Raw genomic sequence first — 20,398 nt, forward strand, 5'->3', positions numbered from 1 at the left:
CCAGGTCGGTGAAGCGGGCGGCTCAGCAGCCGGAGCCATCAAGGACAGCCAGAATGACAACCATACCCGCATCACCTGCGCCCAAGCAGCTTCGCACCGCAGTAGGCACTATGAAAAGAGGTAAGGCCGAGTGAGCGAGCAAAGGGTTCTGCTGGTCGACGACGAGGAGGAACTGCGCCGTTCGACGGCGCAGGCGCTGGAGCTCTTCGGCCTGGCGGTCCTGACCTTTTCCAATGCCGACCATGTGCTGGAACTGACGGGCTTCGGGTTCGACGGCGTCGTCGTCAGCGATATCCGCATGCCGGGAACCGACGGCATGACGCTGCTCCAGAAGATCCGCGAGCTCGATGCGGAAATCCCGGTTATCCTGGTCACCGGTCATGGCGACGTGCAGCTGGCGGTCAAGGCCATGCGGGAAGGCGCCTACGATTTTCTGGAAAAGCCGTTCACGCCGCAGCATCTCGCCGGCATCATCCGGCGCGCGCTCGACCGGCGCAGCCTGGTGCTGGAAAACCGCCGCCTGAGGGCCGTTGCCGGCAAGCGCGACGATGTCGAAGCCCGGCTCCCCGGCCGCACCCAGGTCATGGTCGATCTGCGCTATCGGATCCGCGCTATCGGCGCCACGGATGCCGATACGCTGATCATCGGCGAAACCGGCGCCGGCAAGGAAGTGGTGGCGCGGGGCCTCCACGACATCAGTTCGCGCGCCAACCGGCCCTTCATCGCCATCAATTGCGCAGCTCTTCCCGACAACCTGATCGAGAGCGAGCTTTTCGGCCATGAGGCCGGCGCCTTTCCAGGCGCGCTGAGGCCCCGTTACGGCAAGTTCGAACATGGCCGCGGCGGCACGATCCTGCTCGACGAGATCGGTTCGATGCCGGTCGACCTGCAGGCGAAGTTCCTGCGCGTACTGCAGGAGCGGGTCATCACCCGGCTCGGCTCCAACGAAACCGTGCCGCTCGACGTGCGCTTCATCGCCACCAGCAAGGTGGATCTGGAAGCGGAAGTGGCGGCGGGCCGGTTCCGCGCCGACCTCCTTTACCGGCTCAACGTTGCTACCATCCATGTGCCGTCGCTGGCGCAGAGGCGATCGGATATTCCGCTTCTCTTTCTCCAGTTGGTGCGGGAGGCAGCGGCGCGCTATGGCCGCGATGACATGGAAGTGCCGGCCGACGTGATTTCGGCGATTGCCCAGCGCGACTGGCCGGGCAATGTCCGGGAACTGCGCAACGCCGCCGACCGGCTGGTGCTCGGTCTCGATCCCAAGCCGGGCGAAACCGGCGGCGCAAAGGATGGGGCAGGGCGGCTTGCAGACAAGGTTGCAGCCTTCGAGCGCAACCTGATCGCCGGCGAGATCGCAGCGCATGGCGGCGCGCTGAGACCAGTCTACGAATCCCTCGGCATCTCCCGCAAGACACTGTACGAAAAGATGCAGAAATACGGGCTCGACAAGAAGCTGCTCGGTCCGGAGCAGATGCTGCAGGATGACCGGGACGGTTGATAACGGCGACATGTGTGGATTTCCACCCATGCTTTTTGCCGATTGTTCCCGAATCCACCCATGTTGCGCCGCGGTATTTACGGAAATGCTGTTTTAAGGCCTCCGCAACGATTGCGCGTGCTGCGCGCCCTGCCACAGATGGTCCTCAGGTTGGCGCGGGAGGAAATTTGCGCGCCGGCTGTGCCACATTTCATCCTGGAGGAGCCCCGATGAAAATTCTGAACGCCCTTATCGGCGCGACCGCTCTTGCGGCGCTTTCCCTTTTCTCCGCTTCGGCGAATGCGCAGGGATATCCCGAGCGCCAGATCACAATGATCGTGCCGTTTTCGGCCGGCGGCCCGACCGACACCGTCGCGCGCCTCGTCGCTGAATCGATGTCGAAGGATCTCGGCAAGCAGATCGTCGTTGAAAACGTCGGCGGCGCCGGCGGCACGCTCGGCGCTGCCCGCGTCGCGAATGCCGAAGCGGACGGCTACACCGTTCTCCTGCACCATATCGGCATGGCGACCAGCGCTTCGCTCTATCGCAAGCTGCCCTACGACACCTTGAACGCCTTCGACTATGTCGGCCTCGTTACCGACGTCCCGATGACGCTTCTCGCCCGCAAGGACATGCCGGCGACCGACCTCAAGGGTCTCATCGAATATGCCAAGGCCAACAGCGACAAGGTGACCGTTGCAAACGCCGGCATCGGCGCCGCTTCGCATCTGTGCGGCATGCTGTTCATGAGCTCGATCAAGACGTCGCTCGTCACCGTTCCCTACAAGGGGACCGGTCCTGCCATGACCGATCTTCTCGGCGGCCAGGTCGACATCATGTGCGACCAGACCACCAACACCACCAAGCAGATCCAGGGCGGCACGGTAAAGGCCTATGCGGTCACGTCCCCGGCACGTCTCGGCGTCCTGAAGGACATCCCGACCGTCAAGGAAGCCGGTCTGCCGGACATGCAGGTCGGCATCTGGCATGGTCTTTACACGCCGAAAGGCACCCCGAAGGACGCGATCGACAAGCTCAACAAGGCCCTCAAGTCTGCCTTGAAGAACCCGAACGTGACCGCTCGCTTCGCCGAACTCGGTACCGAGCCGTCGTCGGACAGCGACGCCACCCCGGCAGCCCTGAAGGCCAAGCTCGAAGGCGAAATCGCCCGCTGGAAGCCGGTCATCAATGCCGCCGGCCAGTACGCGGACTAAGGTTTCCGCGGTCAGTCTGCCCTAACTCCGATCCTCTCCCCGCCCTGCGGGGAGGGGATGCCTGGCAAGCGGATGAAGGGTACCTCCGGCAAAGCATCTCCCACTTCACGGAGACACCATGAATTCGCTGAAATTCGACACTGCCAATCTGATCTGCGGGCTGCTGCTGATCGCGACAGGCCTGTTCTTTGCCTACCAGTCGTTCGAACTGGAGCTCGGTACGGCGTTTCGCATGGGACCTGGCTATTTTCCGTTCATCCTCGCCTGCGCGCTTATCCTGTTCGGCGCGATCATCCTCATCCAGTCGATGCGGGTGGACGGAGGGCCGATCGGGGCGCTCGCATTGCGGGGCATGGTATTCATCCTGCCGGCGCCGATCTTCTTCGGCCTCACCGTTCGCGGGCTGGGCTTCGTGCCGTCGATCTTCGTCACCGCACTGATAGCCTCCTTCGCCTCGGGCCGCATGAAACCGCTCACCGCACTCGTCCTGTCGGCGGCGCTGACGGTCTTCTCGGTCGCCGTCTTCAGCTATGGCCTCGGCCTTCCGTTCCGCCGTTTCGGGCCCTGGCTCGGTTATTGAGGTTTGAGTGATGGATCTTTTCAATAATCTCGCGCTTGGTTTTGCGACGGCGACATCGCTGGAAAACCTGTTCTTCTGCCTGATCGGGGTGCTGCTCGGCACGCTGATCGGCGTGCTGCCCGGCATCGGGGCCACGGCGACGATCGCCATGCTTTTGCCGATCACCTTCCAGCTTGAACCGGTCTCGTCGCTGATCATGCTCGCCGGCATCTATTACGGTGCACAATATGGCGGTTCAACCACGGCAATCCTGATCAACATGCCGGGCGAGTCCTCGTCTGCCGTCACCGCCATCGACGGTTACCAGATGGCCCGCAAGGGCCGGGCGGGAGCAGCTCTAGCGATCGCCGCGATCGGCTCGTTCTTTGCAGGCACCGTGTCGACCTTCCTCGTCGCGATCTTTGCGCCGCCGCTTACCCAGATCGCGCTGCAGTTCGGCGCGGCCGAATATTTCTCGCTGATGGTGGTCGGTCTCGTCTCCTCGATCGCGCTCGCCCACGGTTCGATCGTCAAGGCGCTCGCGATGGTGGCTCTCGGCCTGCTGCTCGGTCTCGTCGGCACCGATATCTACACCGGCACACCGCGCTTCACGCTCGGGATCCGCGAATATGCGGACGGGCTGAACTTTGTGGCGGTCGCGGTCGGCGTCTTCGGCATCGCGGAAATCCTGCGCAATCTCGAGAACGAAAAAACCCGCTCCGTGCTGATGGCGAAGGTCAGCGAGCTCATGCCCTCGCGGGAGGATTTCAAGGCGATGGTCGGACCGGTCCTGCGCGGCACGGCCATCGGCTCGATCCTCGGTATCCTGCCGGGCGGCGGTGCCATCCTTGCGGCGTTTGCGTCCTACACGGTCGAGAAGAAGGTTTCGAAACATCCGGAAGAATTCGGCCACGGCGCGGTTGCCGGCGTTGCCGGTCCGGAATCGGCCAACAATGCCGGTGCGCAGACCTCGTTCATCCCGCTGCTCACCCTCGGCATTCCGGCCAACCCGGTCATGGCGCTGATGATCGGTGCGATGATCATCCAGGGCATCGTTCCGGGCCCGAACGTGGCGACCGAACAGCCGGCACTTTTCTGGGGCATCATCGCCTCGATGTGGATCGGCAACCTGATGCTCGTCATCCTCAACCTGCCGCTCATCGGGCTGTGGGTGAAGCTGCTCACCATCCCCTACTACGTGCTGTTCCCGATCATCATGGCTTTCTGCTCGATCGGGGTCTACAGCGTCAACTCGAACGTCTACGACCTCTATGCCGTCGCCTTCTTCGGCCTCATCGGCTACGCGCTGTTGAAGCTGCGCTGCGAACCGGCGCCACTGCTGCTCGGCTTCGTGCTCGGTCCGCTGCTGGAGGAGAATCTCAGACGGGCGATGATCCTTTCGCGGGGCGACCCTGCGACATTCGTCACGCGTCCGATCAGCGCGGCCCTTCTCTTCCTCGCGGCCCTCGTCCTCGTCATCGTCTTCTTGCCGAGTGTGAAGAAGAAGCGCGAGCAGGTCTTCGTCGAAGAGGACTGAGAAGCCGCGGACGGCGCTCCGGGCGGTCAAACCGTCTGGAGCGCCTGCAATTCCTGGATAGGGGCGGGACCGGCGATCCGCTTCAACAGCAGCTTGCCCATCAGAAAACCTGCTTCCGTCAGGTCTTCGTAGATCGTCTCCACGCGGGGGCGGATCTGGTCGAACAGGCCCGACGTCTGCTTGGCCACCAGCCTAATATCCCTGCCGAGTTCGAGATGATGGTCGTAGGCGGATGCCATGACCGCTAGCGCCGATACCTCGCCGCCGCAGATATATCCGTCCGGGCGCTCCGGCTCGCCCATTCTCTGGAACAGATAGTCGCGGATGTCGTCCGACTTGCTGTCGAGCGTGACGCCCCTGGCGATTTCGAAGCCGATGCCTTCCTCGCGCACTGCCGTCATGAAGCCGTGCCTGAGGTGATGGGCGAAGGTGAAGCGCTCCGGCGGCAGGATGATCGAGAGCTTGCTGGCGCCTGCGGCGATCAGCTTTTTGGCGGCCTGATACGCGAAACTGTAATTGTCGTAGTCGACATAGGGATGGGCGGTGGCAAGCTCGGTCCGACCGTGACAGATGAACGGAAAATTGTTCTCCATCAATAGCTTGACGCGCTCGTCCGCCGGTTCGGTGCGGGTGAAGACAATGCCGTCGGCCATGCGGTTGCGCATGATATGGCGCACCGGTTCGATCTGCGGCGTATCGGAAAAATGCGGCGTTATGACCAGATGATAAGCCGTGCCTCGCAACGCTTCGGTTAGGCCGTTGATCATCGAGGTGGCATAGCCGAGGATTTCCTCGTGCGGATCGAGAACGAGGCTGATGACATTGGTGCGGCCAGTGCGCAGGCGCTGCGCCGCCCGGTCCGGCAGGTAGCCGATATCGGCTGCGACCTTGCGGACACGCTGCCGGGTTTCGAGCGCGATCTGCGGCGCATCGGCAAGCGCGTGCGATACGGTCGTGACCGCAAGCCCGGTCAGTTCGGCGATCGTCTTAAGGGTGGGCTTCGCGCCGACGCCGGATTTTGCGGCTGCCCGCTCCGACTTCGCCCGCCGACCCTTGTCCCCCAGGTCTTCCAGCGACATATCCTCTTCTCCTCCGCTCCCGCCCCGGAAACCGGAGCGAGCCTCATCTATATCGTTACAAATTTTTCGAAAGTCGCCAGGAATTTTCTCGATTCCTGAGTAAAAATTCGCCGATTGTCAATTTTGCCAGTTTTTTCCTCATGTTATGCAGGTTGGCCTATGATCTAAAAAATCCCCTGAGCGGGTTGACACTGACTGTAATTATATCGTTATAAATCGCCATATCCGGAGAGGAGCCCGGATACAAAGGGAGATTCTCAATGAATATTCGAATGATTGCCAAACTCGCCGCAGGTGCGGCACTGATCGCCATGACCGCCGGTGCCGCCAAGGCCGCGGAACAGGTCGAAGTCCTGCATTGGTGGACTTCGGGTGGTGAAGCCGCAGCGCTCAACGTGCTGAAGGAAAACCTCCAGAAGCAGGGCGTTGCCTGGAAGGACATGCCGGTTGCCGGTGGTGCAGGCTCTGCCGCCATGACCGCGCTTCGCGCCCGCGTCACGGCCGGCGACCCGCCGACCGCCGTTCAGCTTCTCGGCTTCGACCTGAAGGACTGGGCCGAAATGGGCGTCGCCGCAAACCTTGACGACCTCGCCAAGAAGGAAGGCTGGGACAAAGTCATCCCCGCCGCTCTCCAGAACTTCTCGAAATATGACGGCCACTGGATCGCTGCGCCGGTGAACATCCACTCCACCAACTGGCTGTGGATCAACAAAGCGGCGCTCGACAAGGCCGGCGGCAAGGTTCCGACCAATATCGCCGAACTCATCACGCTGCTCGACGCCTTCAAGGGCCAGGGCCTCACCGCTCTCGCTCATGGCGGCGTTCCGTGGCAGGACGGCACGCTCTGGGAAGCCGTCGTGCTTTCGACCGGCGGTCCGGAATTCTACAAGAAGGCCGTTCTCGATCTCGATCCGGCGGCACTTTCCGGTGACACGATGAAGAAGGTCTTCGACACCATGTCGAAGCTGCGCACCTATTTCGACCCGAACTTCTCGGGCCGCGAATGGAACCTGTCGACCGCCCTCGTCATCGAAGGCAAGGCCGGCGCCCAGGAAATGGGCGACTGGTCCAAGGGCGAATGGCTGCGCGCCAACAAGAAGCCGGGCACCGACTTCGTCTGCATCCGCTTCCCCGGCACGCAGGGCTCGGTCCTCTTCAACGCTGACCAGTTCATGATGTTCAACGTTGGCGGCGACGCCGAAAAGGCTCAGTTCAAGATGGCGTCGGCCGTCGAAGATCCGGCCTTCCAGATCGCCTTCAACACCGTCAAGGGTTCCGTTCCTGCCCGTACCGACGTCTCGAACGAAAAGTTCGACGATTGCGGCAAGAAGGGCATGGCGGATCTCACGGAAGCCTCTTCCAAGGGCACGCTGATGGGCTCGCTCGCCCACGGTTACGCTCAGCCGGCTGCCATCAAGGAAGCCATGCTGGACGTCATCACCCAGCACCTCAACGGCCAGCTCACCACCGATGCAGCGCTGAAGCGCCTGCCGGAAGCGGTGAAGGCTGCCAAGTGATCGCGCTTCCGCAAAAGTTCTGACATCGAGTGGCCGGGATAGTCTCCCGGCCACTTTTCAAATTCCGGCTCGCCGGTATCTCCTAATTCTGGTGTCTGCCGGAGGTCATGATGACGACAATCGAACCGGTTCCCGTGCTTGAGCCGCAGAGAGAGCGCCGCTCGTTTGCGGACGGATTGCGCAACGCGCTGCCGAAGATTGTGCTGGCGCCGTCGTTCGCCGTGATCCTCGTCTTCGTCTACGGCTTCATCCTCTGGACGGTCTACCTTTCGTTCACGACCTCACGCATCCTGCCGGTCTACAAATGGGGCGGTTTCGACGCCTATTTCCGCCTCTGGTCGCAGCCGAACTGGTATGTGGCGATGCAGAACCTGGCGATCTTCGGGGTCCTTTATATCGGCATCTGCATCATCCTCGGCCTGGGCATCGCGATCCTCATGGACCAGCGGATCCGCGCCGAAGGCTTGCTCAGGCCGATCTTCCTCTACCCGATGGCGCTCTCCTTCGTCGTCACGGGTACCGCGTGGAAATGGTTCCTCAATCCCGGTCTTGGGCTTGAGAACACCATGCACAATCTCGGCTGGACGAGCTTCAAGTTCGACTGGCTGGTCAATCCCAAGATGGCGATCTACACGGTCGTCATTGCCGGGGTCTGGCAGGCGTCAGGCTTCGTCATGGCGATGTTCCTGGCCGGGCTTCGCGGCATCGACGGCGAGATCATCAAGGCGGCCCAGATCGACGGTGCCTCGACGGTGTCCATCTATCGACGCATCATCATTCCGTTGCTGCGGCCCGTCTTCCTTTCCGCTTTCATCGTGCTCGCGCATATGGCGATCAAGTCCTACGACCTGGTCATCGCGCTGACCGGCGGCGGACCGGGCAATGCGACCGAGCTGCCGTCGACCTTCATGTATTCCTACACGTTCACCCGTAACCAGATGAATGTCGGATCGGCGAGCGCCGTGATGATGCTGATGGGCATTACCGCGATCATCGTGCCCTATCTCTATTCGGAACTGCGGGAGAGAAAGCAATGAGCGCGACACAAGAAACCGTCAGCGCCGGCGGAGCCCGCACCGCACGCTATTTCATCTATGCCGCGCTGGTCATCCTGGCACTCGTCTATCTGCTGCCGCTTTACGTCATGCTGTCGACGTCGCTGAAGTCGCTCGATGAAATCCGCGGCGGCGACATGCTGGCGTTGCCGCGCAATCCCTCGGTCTCCGCGTGGGTTCGTGCCTGGGGCGAGGCCTGCATCGGGGTCAGCTGCGTCGGCATCAAGGGCTATTTCTGGAATTCCATCAAGATGGTGGTTCCGGCGGTTCTGATCTCGACCCTGCTCGGCGCGCTCAACGGCTATGTGCTGACCAAGTGGCGTTTCCCGGGCCACAGGCTGGTCTTCGGCATGATGCTGTTTGCCTGCTTCATCCCGTTCCAGGCCGTCCTGATCCCGATGGCACGCGTGCTCGGCACGTTCGGGCTCTCGAATTCCACCACGGGCCTCGTCATCGTCCACGTGATCTACGGCCTCGGCTTCACGACGCTGTTCTTCCGCAACTACTACGAAGCCTTTCCGGATGAACTCGTGAAGGCCGCGATGATCGACGGCGCAGGGTTCTTCCGGATCTTCTGGCGCATCCTGCTGCCGAGTTCCGGACCGATCATCGTCGTGACGATCATCTACCAGTTCACCAACATCTGGAACGACTTCCTGTTCGGCGTGTCCTTCTCGTCCGGCACGTCCTCGCCGATGACGGTGGCGCTCAACAACCTCGTTGCCTCCTCCACCGGCGTCAAGGAATACAACGTCGATATGGCGGCTGCGGTGTTCGCAGCGCTTCCGACGCTGTTCGTCTATGTCGTCGCCGGACGCTATTTCGTGCGTGGCCTGATGGCCGGCGCAGTCAAGGGATAACCGCACATGAGCTTTCTTGAAATCAAGGATATTCGCAAGAAGATCGGCAATAACGAGATCTTGAAGGGCATCAATATCGAGCTCGAAAAGGGCGGCTTCCTGGTTCTCGTCGGCCCGTCCGGCTGCGGCAAGTCCACCCTGCTCAACGCGATCGCCGGCCTGCTGCCGCCGTCCTCGGGCGACATCGTCATCGACGGCCAGGTGGTCAACGACCTGCATCCCTCGCGGCGCGATATCGCCATGGTCTTCCAGTCCTATGCGCTCTATCCGAACATGACGGTGGAACAGAACATCGCGTTCGCGCTTGAAATGCGGGGCGTCGAGAAGGCGCAGCGCGAGGCGGCGGTCAAGCAGGTCGCCAAGACCCTGCAGATCGAGCATCTCCTGAAGCGCCGTCCGAGCCAGCTTTCCGGCGGCCAGCGCCAGCGTGTCGCCATGGGCCGGGCGCTGGTGCGCCAGCCGCGCGTCTTCCTGTTCGACGAGCCGCTCTCCAACCTCGACGCCAAGCTGCGCGTCGAAGTGCGCGCCGAAATCAAGGCGCTGCACCAGAATACCCACGCCACGATCGTCTACGTCACCCATGACCAGATCGAGGCGATGACGCTTGCCACCAAGATCGTCGTGCTGAAAGAAGGCATGGTGCAGCAGGTCGGCACGCCGGCGGAAATCTATGGCCGCCCGGCCAATCTCTTCGTTGCCGATTTCATGGGCTCGCCGGCGATGAACATGCTGAAGGGCAAGGTCTCCGGCGCCGATGGCCAGCAGGGCATCGCACTGTTCGGAAATGACGGCGTCAGGGTCGCCATGCCGCCTTCCGTGACCACCAGTCTTCCGGATGGCAAGGACGTCATTCTGGGCCTGCGTCCCGAAACGATCACCGACGCGGGCCTCGTCGATCCGCGGGCCCGCGCCACCGCCCGGATCGAGGCGGAAGTGACGATGATCGAGCCGACCGGTTCCGATACCTTCGTCACCGGCAAGCTGGACGGCGCGACCTTCACCGCCCGTACCCGCTCCGACGTGCATGTCGAGCTCGGCCAGAAGTTCCCGTTCGCCTTCAATCTCGACAAGGCCGTGGTCTTCGATCCGCAGACGACCAGCCGCATCGAATAAGCGGGCAGACGCCTTTGACCTCCGCTGCTTTGCCTTTTTCTGTAGACGGCGTGATTGCCGTCGATTGGCGGGCTGGCGGACCGCCTGCTGCAGCTTCGTGCCAATCTGACGGCGAGGGGGCAGGCGGCACCGCCCGTTTCCTGCACCGTCGTCCATGTCGAACCGGCGGAAATCGCTGCCGGTGAAACTCTTCCGGGCCTCTCCATGGTCGTGGCCGTTTCTCCCGATCGACCTCCAGCATTCCTCCCAAAGGGGGAACAATCCCGGGGAGGCGGGGTTGAGTCTGTGTCCCGTCGAAACGGGACCAAACCAGACCGAGGAGACAGACAATGGCTAGTGGAAATCATTCCCAATCGGGTGGGTATCGAAACGACCGGATGCGCGACGAGCGTGATTTCGCGCGCGAGTCGTCCAGCGAATACCGCCCGGGCGATACGGGTTATGTGCGCGGTTCCAGCGACGATCCGCGCAGCCGTGATGCAAACCGGGAGGACGGCGATCCTTCACGGTTTCCCCGCTACGGCCGCAGCGAACAATGGGCATCCGACGATGGCGGGTTCGAGGCCGGTTATGGCGATTCGGAGCGGTCGCAGGCCTGGGCCCGCGAGTCCTATCGCGGCCGACCTTCGTCTTTCAGCTACGAGCCGGGTCGCAACCGCGTCAACCAGGCCTATGGCGACCGATACGGCTCGGACTACCGTTTCGTGGGTGAAGACCGTTCCGGTTCTGACAGCCGCTTCCGCGGTGCGGACGACTATGGCCGCAGGCGCGGCTTCATGGAGCGCGCCGGTGATGAAGTCGCCTCCTGGTTCGGTGACGAAGGTGCCGAACATCGCCGGAAGATGGATGAGCATCGCGGCAAGGGTCCCAAGGGCTATCAGCGCTCCGACGCCCGTATCGAGGAGGACGTCAATGATCGCCTCAGCGACGACCCGGTGCTCGACGCATCGAACATTACCGTGACGGTCCAGGGGTCCGAAGTGACGCTCGACGGTTTCGTGTCAAGCCGCTGGGACAAGCGCAGAGCCGAGGACCTGGTCGAAGACGTTTCGGGTGTCCGGCACGTCCAGAACAACCTGCGCGTCAACAATAGTTCGACCGATACGCTGGCGGGCTCGACCACGGTCTGAAACCGGCGTGTGCCACGCGTCAGGCCGCTGTTGGTGGCCTGACCTCATTCGGGAAGGAGACGTCATGACCGAGAACAGCGAGAGCGCCAAAATTCACAAGGATGCCGAGGGGCAGTACGCCAAGTCCAAGGCCGACGGCAAGGCAAACGGCGTCGCAAGCGCCAAACCGACCGTGATCACCGGTTCCGACGACGCGACCAAACATCGTAACCCGCCCGGCGAAAAAGAGCCGGAAAAGGACTGGGACGTAAATTTCGACGTGTCGGAGCGGCCTCGGCACACCTGAGCCGTCCGTTTGGAAAACCATATCGCCGGCAATCAATCCTTGGCCCGGCCTTTAAAACCGGTTAGATAAGACCGGCTGGAATATTAGCGGATGGCGGGACACGGAAAATGAATAATGCCGGCAGGTGGCACAGGCACCTCCAGCTTTTTTCCATAAGGTAAAGACGCGGAATGTTTAGAGTTTCGCGGTTTTTTCCCACGGCACCGATCGGCGCCTATCTGGTCGCTCTGGCGGCTGGCCTCGCTTTGCCATTGCTGATTTTCGTCGGTTACCTGATGATAGAGCTGGAGGCGAACGAGCGGGAAATCCTTGCAAGCGAGACCGCGGAAGATGCTCAGCTGATCGCCCGCTCGATCGACCGTGAACTGCAGGACATGGCAACGACGCTTCGGCTGCTTGTCACTTCGCCGGAGCTTGAGGCCGGTGACCTCCGTGCCTTCCACAACCGAACCCAGAACAGCCTGCGGTCCGACTCGCTCTATATTCTCGTCGTCAATGCGGATGGGCAGCAGCGGCTCAACACCCGCGTGCCGTTCGACGCGCCGCTTGGCAAGATCTCCAGCATGCAGGCGCTCCAATCGGCTGTGAACAGCGGCGTGACAGAGGTCTCCAACGTGTTTTTCGGCGCCACCAGCGGCAAGCATGTCTTCAACGTCACGATGCCGCTGCCCAAGGAGATTTCCCATTCCGGCGCCGCGATGATCATGACGCAGAATGCCGAGGACCTGCAGACGCTGATCTCGACGGAGGGGCTTCCTACCGGCTGGTCGGTGGCGGTCGTGGACGGGGCCGGAAAGGTGGTGACCTCCCTCGGCGCCCGTGCGCTCGCTTCCGGCACGGCGTTTCCCTCCGACATGCTCAAGCTGATGACAGGCTTCAAGGGTACGATCGAGGACGTCGACGGCAACCGCCGGCAAATGTACGGCTACGCCCAGATCACCGGCTGGACGTGGAAGGCAGTCGTCTGGGGGCCGATCGATGCGGCGCAGGCGAGTATCCTGACAACGTGGCGGCAGCTGATCGCCGGCGGTGCCATCTTCCTCGCTGTCGGCATGCTGATCGCCTGGCTCGTCGGTCGCCAGCTTCGCATCCCGATCCGGCAGATCGCCGAAATGGCCGAGCGGATCGGCAAGGGCGAGATCGTCTCTCCGGTGGAGACGAAGATCCGCGAGGCCAACCAGGTGGCGATCGCCCTTTCGAATGCCTCCTTCGACCGCAGCGAGGCGGAGGATCGGATTCACCTCATCCTGCATGAGCTGGTTCACCGGACCAAGAACATCCTGACGCTGATCCAGGCGATGATGCGCCAGCTGGCACGCCAGGACACCACGATGGAGGAATTCCAGAAGGCGATCAGCACCCGGCTGCAGGGCCTCGGCAAATCCATCGAGGCGCTGGCGAAGGAACAGTGGGCCGGGGTCTCGATCCGCCGCGTCATCGAAATCCACATGAGCACGTTCGCGGACGCCGCCGACCGGGTCGAGCTGCAGGGCACGGATTTTATCCTCAAGGCCGAAGCGGTCCAGAACCTTGGCCTCATCCTCCACGAGCTTGCGACCAACTCGGTGAAATACGGCGCACTCTCCGTGCCGCAGGGTAGAGTGCGCATCGCCTGGAAGGACACGGTCGATGAAGATGACGGCGAAAGCCGGCTGGAGCTCGTCTGGGAAGAGAGGGACGGCCCTGCGGTCCACGAGCCTTCCCGCACCGGGTTCGGCACGACGATCATCAGGCGCCATGCGGCGGCGGCTTTCGCCGGCCAGGTCGAGGTCGACTTCCGCACCGAAGGGCTTCGCTGGTCCTTGAACGCGCCGCGCCTGGCCTTTGAACGAGGCGAGGGCGTCGAAACCCTCAAGGACATAGCCATCTAGCGGTAATCTCCGTCAGCGCCGGAACGAAGGTACTGTCCTCGCCGTTTGGTCGGCCATGGACGCCATGCTCACCACGATCGACATCGATCAGAATTCCCTCGAGACCATCGGCCTTACCTATGTCAACGATACGGAGCCTGGCATCCGTCGGCTCAGACGCGGCAAGGGGTTTACCTACCGCCTGCCGGACGGCACCTTGCTCTCGGATCCGGAGCATCGCCTGCGGATCGCCTCGCTCGGACTGCCGCCTGCCTATGAGAACGTCTGGATCTGCCTCGATCCGCGCGGGCATCTGCAGGCGACCGGTTACGATTCACGCGGCCGCAAGCAGTATCGTTATCATCCCGACTGGCAGAACTTTCGCAGCGAACGCAAGTTCGATCAGCTCGTCCGGTTCGGTGAGGCTCTGCCGCGGATCCGCCGCAAGGCGAAACGCGACCTGGAGCTTGGCCTCGACAAGTCTGATGCGGTGATCGCCGCATTGGTGGCCCTGATGGACGCGACCCATCTGCGGGTCGGCAACCGTCTTTACGCCAAGGAGAACAAGACTTACGGCGCGACCACACTGCTGAAGCGCCACATGACGCTGTCCGGAGAAGCCGTCACGTTGCGCTTCGTCGCCAAGGGCGGCCGGCGCGTGCAGCACACGCTGAAACACCCCCGTCTGCAGCGCATCCTGGAAGAGATCGCCGACCTGCCGGGCCGGCAGCTATTTTCCTGGCCGGACGAGCAGGGTGTGCCGCGTCCGATCGATTCGGGCCGGCTCAACACCTATCTTGCCAAGGCCGCGGGGTTTGCCGTCTCGGCCAAGACGTTCCGCACCTGGGGCGGCAGTCTTGCCGCGCTGATGGCGGCCTGGGAAGTGGTGGAGGAGGAGGGCCGGCGCCCGAAGATCAAGGCGATGTGCAAGGCGGCTGCGGAAGCCCTGCACAACACGCCGGCAGTCTGTCGCTCAAGCTATATCCACCCGAGCATTCTGGCACTCTCGGAGGACGTCTCGCCGCTGGAAAATGTCATGCAGGACAAGATGGCGCTGACACGGCCAAAGGAGTTACGCGCCAACGAACGGCGACTTCTGGCTTTTCTGAAGCAGGTCTAGACTTCCGTGTCGGCCGCCCGCGAGGAGGGTGCGGACGGCCGGAGCCGAGCTACGTCGAGTTACGCTGCCCGGCGATTGTGGCGCCCTTCCTGGACTTCCTCGACGATCTTCGCCACGAATTGCGGCAGATCTTCGGGCGAGCGCGAGGTGATAATGCCGTTGTCGACCACGACGGCCTCATCCTTCCAGGATGCGCCGGCATTGCGGATGTCGGTGCGGATCGAATGATAGGAGGTTGCCTTGCGACCGCGAAGGGCATCGGCCTCCACCAGCAACCATGGGCCATGGCAGATCGCTGCGACAGGCTTGCCGCTTTTCACGAAGTCCCGCACGACCTTCATGGCATCTTCGTTGTCACGCAGGATATCGGGGTTGATCTGGCCGCCCGGCAACACCAAAGCATCGAAGTCCTCCGCGTTGACGTTCCTGGCCTCCAGATCGACCGGGACGGTGTCGCCCCAGTCCTTCTTGTCCCAGCTTTTGATCTCGCCCGGCTTGATGGACGCGATCTTGACGCCGGCTCCACGTTTTTTCAGTTCCTCCAGCGGGACGCGCAGTTCCGATCGCTCATAGCCGTCGGCCGCGAGGATCAGGATGTTGGCGGACTCGATGGTGGTCATGCTGGTCTCCTTTTTGGAAAGCTCTGTTGTTCGCAAAGTCTCGGCCGGCCTCAAAGCCGGCCGGTGGAGAGGTCCCGGCCATTGATGGAGGCGGGGACGCTGATTTCCTCACGGGGCGACTTGGGCAATGGAAGGACCACGGCATCAGGTACGACGACCTGCAGTTCTTCCGGATGGGCCACGGCGAAAGTCTTCTTTTGGTGAGTGCCGGTGAGCCTGTTTCTGAGCATTGTTAAAAAGTGTCTCATGATTTTCTCCCGTCGCGAATGCCGGGCGATTGCCCGTTCACAGGGGAGCAAACCCATCGTCGGGGGATTCGTTCCATCTTTTTCACAGTCGGTTACACAAAGTTATCGGTCGTCTGGAACAAAATTCCCGATGGTACGTTCGGTGTCGAATTTTCCCGGCTCTCTTGCTGAAGCCCCGACCTTCGGCCTTTGGCGTGCTGCTTTCCCTTTCTCTCCATCCGCTTTACGGTGAAAGGCCGAGACACCTGCCGTCGCAGCGACGCTCCGCCGTTGGGGACTGCGGGCAGGGGGCGTTGCTTGCACAGCGCGCTAGGCCGGGGCTTTGGGAGGAGTAGCCGGATGACGATCCGCTGGAAATATCTCGCGATCCTGGTGATCGTAGCGCCGCTGCTGGGGCTCGGGTTCGCCTGGTCCGGACTGATGAGCGTCAAGGCGAGCACCGGTCATTGGGGAATGACCGACTGGTTTCTGCACTGGGTGATGCGCAATTCGATCCGGACTGCGGCTCTTTCCATCGAAGTGCCGCCGCTCGGCAACCCGGCGCTGCTGCCAGCGGCGGCCGGGCATTTCGAGACCGGCTGCGCCATCTGTCATGGCTCGCCGGCGCAAAAGGCTTCAGGCGCCGCGCTCGCCATGCTGCCGCCGCCGCCGGATCTGAAGACGGTGGTTCCGAGCTGGAGCGATGCGGAACTCTTCGAGATCGTCAAGCACGGCGTGCGTTTCACCGGCATGCCGGCCTGGCCGACGCAGGTGCGCGACGACGAGATCTGGGACATGGTGGCGTTCCTGCGAAAGCTGCCGGACATGGACGGCAATGCCTATCTGCAGGCGTCCGGGCTGCATGGTATCGGCACCGCGGGCGAAGTGTCGCCGCTGCCGATCACCTGCGAAAGCTGCCATGCGGAAAAGCGACTCAACGGCAACAGCGTCATCCCGCGGCTTGCCGGGCAGTCGGAAGCCTACCTGCTCAACAGCCTGCGTGCCTATGCGCATGGTGAGCGGGCGAGCGGCGTCATGAAAGTCGCGGTCGGGACTTTGGCGGAGGAAAGTCTGCCGGAACTTGCAGCCTATTATGCCAAGCAGGCGAGACCGCAAAGGCCTTCGGTGCCGGTTGACTTGCAGCTCGTGGAAAGGGGCCGCGAGATCGCGGAAAGGGGAAGAGCGGCAGACAAAATTCCCGCCTGCCTCAGTTGCCACGAAAAGCCCGGCGGCAATCCTGCCTATCCGCGCATCTCGGGTCAAAACGCCCCTTATCTGGAGCGCCAGCTCCGCCTCCTCCATGCAGGTGTGCGAGGCGGGTCTTCCTTCAGCCACCTGATGACCGAGGTGGCAAAAAAATTGAATGAAGAAGATTTTGCCGCTCTCGCGGCCTTCTTTGCCAGCCGCGAGAGCAGTGGGCCTTAGATCAAGGCCTCTCTCCTCCCCAGGAGCTTGAAACTCAGACGGGGATGACCATCATGTAGCAGGCGGCGATCACCAGAACAAAGCCTGCTGCTTCTACCCATTCTCTGACCATCGTCGCCTCCATCGCTTCGGTCGTGAATGAACGAGAAAGTCGCATTGTAGTTCCACGAAATGGCCATAAACGTGGCGGGATCGCCTTAAATGTGACTTGGCACGGTTAACGACACCTCAATTCTCGTCGGCTGCAGCCCTCGCACGTGCCGCGTCGAGGATCGACCGCACCTCGCGCGCCGCGGAATTCTCGATTGCGAATGCGCCTTCCGGCAACACGCCCGGATCCTCCTCGTTGTCCTTGAACGTCGCGTCGTCGCGCAGCCGTCTGAGGAGTGACGTGATGGTCACTTCGCCCCCGATCATCGCGGACAAGAGCTCGATCAGCAATTCTCGGTGGGCATTCAGGCGCCCCTCCAGTTCATGTGATGTCAGCGTCGACATGGTTTCCTCCTTGTCCCGTGCTTCGCCTCTTCAAGGAGATAGAGGAGGTTCTGGCCGAGGGAACAATCGCCGGGACCGAAAGTTGACCCTTCAGCAGGAACATGGAGGAAGACCATGGCAGAATTCGCCAGATCAAAAGGCCGTCAGGGTCAGCGCGATGCGCGCGACCGGCTGATCCTCGCCCTTTACGCCCAGTTGAAGGCCGAACGGCAGACCCGCGAGGCGCTGGAATACGTCATTCGCAACGGCGCGCTGGCGCCTGAAGTGCTGGAAGCCATCGCCAGCGACCCGATCCCGGCCGCCACCGCCGAGGATGTCGCCGCGGTCGAGAAGGTGATCGCGCTCGATGCGCATCGCCGGCAGGCCGCGTTTCGCAAGTCCCACGGAGAAGATGAGACATGAAGAGTTTTCTTGTTGCGCTGTCGACCGTCGTGCTTCTGAGCGCCTGTAGCGACAGTGGCGAAAAACAGAGCGATCCGATCAACAACACGCCGCAGCAGTCCGGCAATACGGCGCCTGCGGATCGCAACCCGTCGCCGCAGACGGGAACGGGTGGCCAAAGCCCGGCGACATCGCCATCTGGGACCACCAATACGACGCCGGGTAATCCGCCGCCGGCGACCGGATCGGGCAATCCATAGTTTTCCTCGAGGCGCAGGGAACGAAATGTTGTGCCGCACCATTATGACGCCAGTCTTTCAATTGGGTGCCGCATGGATACGAAATCAAACCACTTTGTCATCGAGCCCGGCTCCTGGCTTCAGCTTGGAGCCAATTTTGACGGCGAGGGTGTCAATTTCGCGATTTTCTCGGCCCATGCGGAACGGGTGGAGCTTTGCCTCTACGATCCGAGCGGCAAGATAGAGATCGCCAGACTCGAGCTTCCGGAATACACCCATGAAATCTGGCATGGCTATGTGCCGGGACTGAAGCCTGGCGCCCTCTATGGCTTCCGCGTCCACGGCCCATACGACCCTGAAAATGGTCATCGCTTCAACCCGAACAAGCTGCTGATCGACCCATACGCCCGAGAATTTTACGGCGAAGTCGACTGGAACGAGGCACATTTCGCCTACGATCTTCTGCACGAGGACAAGGATCTGACCTTCGACGAGCGCGATAGCGCGCCGTTCATGCCAAAATGCCGGGTCATCGATCCGAACGAATTCGACTGGCAGGACCAGAACCGGCCGAACATTCCCTGGCCGGCGACGATCGTCTACGAGACCCATGTGAAGGGTTTTACCCAGCTCAATCCGGGCATTCCGAAGGAGTTGCGCGGCACATTCGACGGCATGGGCCACAAGGCGTCGGTGGAATACATCAAGAGCCTCGGCATCACCTCCGTCGAGCTGATGCCGGTCCATTATTTCCCCGACGATCAGCACCTGCTCGACAAGGGCCTGCATAATTTCTGGGGTTACAACACGCTCGGTTTCTTCGCGCCTGCCTCCCGCTACTATGGACCACGAGGGATCCAAGGCTTTCGCGACATGGTGCGGTCGTTCCACGATGCCGGGATCGAGGTCATTCTCGATGTGGTCTACAACCACACGGCGGAGGGCAACGAGCTCGGGCCGACGTTGTCGTTCAAGGGCATCGACAACTTTTCCTACTATCGGACCATGCCCGACCAGCACCGCTATTACATCAACGACACGGGAACCGGGAACACCGTCAACACGTCGCATCCGCGCGTGCTGCAGCTGATCATGGATTCGCTGCGCTACTGGACCGAGAGCATGCATGTCGACGGGTTCCGTTTCGACCTCGGCACCATCCTCGGCCGCGAGCCGGAGGGTTTCGACCAGCGCGGCGGGTTCTTCGACGCAATCAGCCAGGATCCGGTGCTTTCGAGGGTAAAGCTGATCGGCGAGCCGTGGGATATCGGTCCCGGCGGTTACCAGGTCGGCGGTTTCCCTCCCGGTTGGGCGGAGTGGAACGACAAGTATCGCGACACGGTGCGCGAATACTGGAAGGGCACCAATGTCTCCACGGACTTCGCCGCCCGCCTGCTCGGTTCCGGCGATCTCTACGATCAGCGCGGCCGCCGCCCTTGGGCGAGCGTCAACTTCATCGCCGCCCATGATGGTTTCACCCTGAACGATCTCGTTTCCTACAACGACAAACACAACGAGGCGAATGGCGAGGACAATAACGACGGCCACAACGACAATCGCAGCTACAATTACGGCGCGGAAGGGCCAACCGAGGACGAGGGCATCAATGCGGTGCGCGATCGCCAGAAGCGCAATTTCCTCGCCACCCTGTTCTTCTCGCACGGCACGCCGATGCTGCTTGCCGGCGACGAGTTCGGCCGCAGTCAGATGGGCAACAACAACGGCTATTGCCAGGACAGCGACATTTCCTGGGTTCATTGGGAGAACCTGCCCGAGGGCTGCGAGGAGCTGCGCGAGTTCACCCGCCAGATCATCAAGCTGCGACGCGAACAGCCGCTGCTGCGTCGTGAGAACTGGCGCGACGGCCTGGAGATCAAATGGTTCAACGCCGGCGGCGGTTTTCAGACACCGGAGCAGTGGGACGAAGGCTCCACGCTCGGCCTCCATATCGGCCGGACCGATCTTCGGGAAGAGGAGGGCATCTGGCATGACGTCCTGCTGCTCTTCAACCCGTTCGAGGGCAATGTGCCGTTCCGCATCCCGCAGTTCGGCGAGGGCGGCTGGGTGCTTGAACTCACCACCTCCGACCTTTCCAAGCGCGGCCTGGTGATTACCAAGGAAAAGGATTTCGAGCTTGAAGCGCGCAGCCTGGCACTCTTCCGTAGGCCGTAAGGCCCTCGAATTTCTTCCCTTTGCTCCATAAAAAAACCG

The 20,398-nt window shown here is 61.9% G+C and carries 21 protein-coding genes; 16 read left to right on the forward strand and 5 right to left on the reverse strand.

Going from position 1 to position 20,398, the window contains the following annotated elements; all coding sequences use genetic code 11:
• Nucleotides 1–130 precede the first annotated feature (130 nt).
• From C5J26_RS00005 to C5J26_RS00020, 4 genes are all read left to right on the forward strand, one after another.
• Nucleotides 131–1,501 carry a sigma-54 dependent transcriptional regulator gene (locus C5J26_RS00005; protein ID WP_105399992.1) on the forward strand — a complete coding sequence of 457 codons (1,371 nt, stop codon included), beginning with the start codon at nt 131–133 and terminating at the stop codon, nt 1,499–1,501.
• A 209-nt stretch (nt 1,502–1,710) separates the two neighbouring features.
• The gene (locus C5J26_RS00010) at nt 1,711–2,694 is read left to right on the forward strand and encodes a tripartite tricarboxylate transporter substrate-binding protein (protein WP_105399993.1); all 984 of its coding nucleotides are present in this window, start codon (nt 1,711–1,713) and stop codon (nt 2,692–2,694) included.
• A 118-nt stretch (nt 2,695–2,812) separates the two neighbouring features.
• Nucleotides 2,813–3,274 (forward strand): tripartite tricarboxylate transporter TctB family protein, encoded by a 462-nt coding sequence (locus C5J26_RS00015; protein WP_105399994.1) that lies wholly within the window; start codon nt 2,813–2,815, stop codon nt 3,272–3,274.
• Between the two features lie 10 nt (nt 3,275–3,284).
• Complete coding sequence (locus C5J26_RS00020) at nt 3,285–4,790, forward strand: tripartite tricarboxylate transporter permease (RefSeq protein WP_046666458.1); 1,506 nt, start codon at nt 3,285–3,287, stop codon at nt 4,788–4,790.
• A gap of 26 nt (nt 4,791–4,816) precedes the next feature.
• Here the strand turns inward: C5J26_RS00020 and C5J26_RS00025 are convergent, their stop codons facing one another.
• Nucleotides 4,817–5,869, reverse strand: coding sequence for a LacI family transcriptional regulator (locus C5J26_RS00025; protein WP_105399995.1), 1,053 nt, complete (start codon nt 5,867–5,869; stop codon nt 4,817–4,819).
• Nucleotides 5,870–6,135: 266 nt separating this feature from the next.
• Between C5J26_RS00025 and C5J26_RS00030 the strand changes: the two genes are divergently transcribed.
• The 8 genes from C5J26_RS00030 (at nt 6,136) to C5J26_RS00065 (ending at nt 14,800) form a co-directional block, all read left to right on the forward strand.
• The gene (locus C5J26_RS00030) at nt 6,136–7,386 is read left to right on the forward strand and encodes an ABC transporter substrate-binding protein (protein ID WP_206051158.1); all 1,251 of its coding nucleotides are present in this window, start codon (nt 6,136–6,138) and stop codon (nt 7,384–7,386) included.
• A 107-nt stretch (nt 7,387–7,493) separates the two neighbouring features.
• A complete protein-coding gene (locus tag C5J26_RS00035) occupies nt 7,494–8,423 on the forward strand; it encodes a carbohydrate ABC transporter permease (protein ID WP_371412647.1) in 930 nt (309 codons plus the stop codon).
• Nucleotides 8,420–9,301 (forward strand): carbohydrate ABC transporter permease, encoded by an 882-nt coding sequence (locus C5J26_RS00040; RefSeq protein WP_105399997.1) that lies wholly within the window; start codon nt 8,420–8,422, stop codon nt 9,299–9,301. Before C5J26_RS00035 ends, C5J26_RS00040 begins: the two co-directional genes overlap by 4 nt.
• 6 nt (nt 9,302–9,307) lie before the next feature.
• Nucleotides 9,308–10,414, forward strand: a complete 1,107-nt coding sequence (locus tag C5J26_RS00045) for an ABC transporter ATP-binding protein (RefSeq protein ID WP_105399998.1) — start codon at nt 9,308–9,310, stop codon at nt 10,412–10,414.
• 329 nt (nt 10,415–10,743) lie between these two features.
• Nucleotides 10,744–11,544 carry a BON domain-containing protein gene (locus C5J26_RS00050; protein WP_245441010.1) on the forward strand — a complete coding sequence of 267 codons (801 nt, stop codon included), beginning with the start codon at nt 10,744–10,746 and terminating at the stop codon, nt 11,542–11,544.
• A 64-nt stretch (nt 11,545–11,608) separates the two neighbouring features.
• Nucleotides 11,609–11,830 (forward strand): hypothetical protein, encoded by a 222-nt coding sequence (locus C5J26_RS00055; RefSeq protein ID WP_105400000.1) that lies wholly within the window; start codon nt 11,609–11,611, stop codon nt 11,828–11,830.
• A gap of 170 nt (nt 11,831–12,000) precedes the next feature.
• Nucleotides 12,001–13,701, forward strand: a complete 1,701-nt coding sequence (locus C5J26_RS00060) for a sensor histidine kinase (RefSeq protein ID WP_105400001.1) — start codon at nt 12,001–12,003, stop codon at nt 13,699–13,701.
• An 82-nt stretch (nt 13,702–13,783) separates the two neighbouring features.
• Nucleotides 13,784–14,800, forward strand: a complete 1,017-nt coding sequence (locus C5J26_RS00065) for a DNA topoisomerase IB (protein ID WP_172745756.1) — start codon at nt 13,784–13,786, stop codon at nt 14,798–14,800.
• A 59-nt stretch (nt 14,801–14,859) separates the two neighbouring features.
• On the opposite strand, the gene C5J26_RS00070 is transcribed toward C5J26_RS00065, so the two are convergent.
• Complete coding sequence (locus C5J26_RS00070; RefSeq protein ID WP_046634345.1) at nt 14,860–15,420, reverse strand: type 1 glutamine amidotransferase domain-containing protein; 561 nt, start codon at nt 15,418–15,420, stop codon at nt 14,860–14,862.
• Between the two features lie 50 nt (nt 15,421–15,470).
• The gene (locus C5J26_RS00075) at nt 15,471–15,668 is read right to left on the reverse strand and encodes a hypothetical protein (protein WP_105419837.1); all 198 of its coding nucleotides are present in this window, start codon (nt 15,666–15,668) and stop codon (nt 15,471–15,473) included.
• Between the two features lie 339 nt (nt 15,669–16,007).
• Here C5J26_RS00075 and C5J26_RS00080 point away from each other — a divergent pair, with 339 nt between their 5' ends.
• Nucleotides 16,008–17,072, forward strand: coding sequence for a c-type cytochrome (locus C5J26_RS00080; protein ID WP_105400002.1), 1,065 nt, complete (start codon nt 16,008–16,010; stop codon nt 17,070–17,072).
• Nucleotides 17,073–17,106: 34 nt separating this feature from the next.
• On the opposite strand, the gene C5J26_RS33500 is transcribed toward C5J26_RS00080, so the two are convergent.
• Both C5J26_RS33500 and C5J26_RS00085 read right to left on the reverse strand, forming a co-directional pair.
• Nucleotides 17,107–17,229, reverse strand: a complete 123-nt coding sequence (locus tag C5J26_RS33500; protein ID WP_007751416.1) for a hypothetical protein — start codon at nt 17,227–17,229, stop codon at nt 17,107–17,109.
• Between the two features lie 71 nt (nt 17,230–17,300).
• A complete protein-coding gene (locus C5J26_RS00085; protein ID WP_105400003.1) occupies nt 17,301–17,567 on the reverse strand; it encodes a hypothetical protein in 267 nt (88 codons plus the stop codon).
• Between the two features lie 114 nt (nt 17,568–17,681).
• Between C5J26_RS00085 and C5J26_RS00090 the strand changes: the two genes are divergently transcribed.
• The 3 genes from C5J26_RS00090 (at nt 17,682) to glgX (ending at nt 20,359) form a co-directional block, all read left to right on the forward strand.
• A complete protein-coding gene (locus tag C5J26_RS00090) occupies nt 17,682–17,969 on the forward strand; it encodes a hypothetical protein (RefSeq protein ID WP_105400004.1) in 288 nt (95 codons plus the stop codon).
• On the forward strand, nt 17,966–18,208 hold the full coding sequence (locus tag C5J26_RS00095; RefSeq protein WP_105400005.1) for a hypothetical protein: 243 nt from the start codon (nt 17,966–17,968) through the stop codon (nt 18,206–18,208). The genes C5J26_RS00090 and C5J26_RS00095 overlap by 4 nt, the downstream gene beginning before the upstream one ends.
• A gap of 72 nt (nt 18,209–18,280) precedes the next feature.
• Nucleotides 18,281–20,359 carry a glycogen debranching protein GlgX gene (gene glgX / locus C5J26_RS00100; RefSeq protein ID WP_105400006.1) on the forward strand — a complete coding sequence of 693 codons (2,079 nt, stop codon included), beginning with the start codon at nt 18,281–18,283 and terminating at the stop codon, nt 20,357–20,359.
• Nucleotides 20,360–20,398 lie beyond the last annotated feature (39 nt).

This window comes from Neorhizobium sp. T7_12, assembly GCF_002968535.1.
GTDB classification, from domain to species: Bacteria; Pseudomonadota; Alphaproteobacteria; order Rhizobiales; family Rhizobiaceae; genus Neorhizobium; species Neorhizobium tomejilense.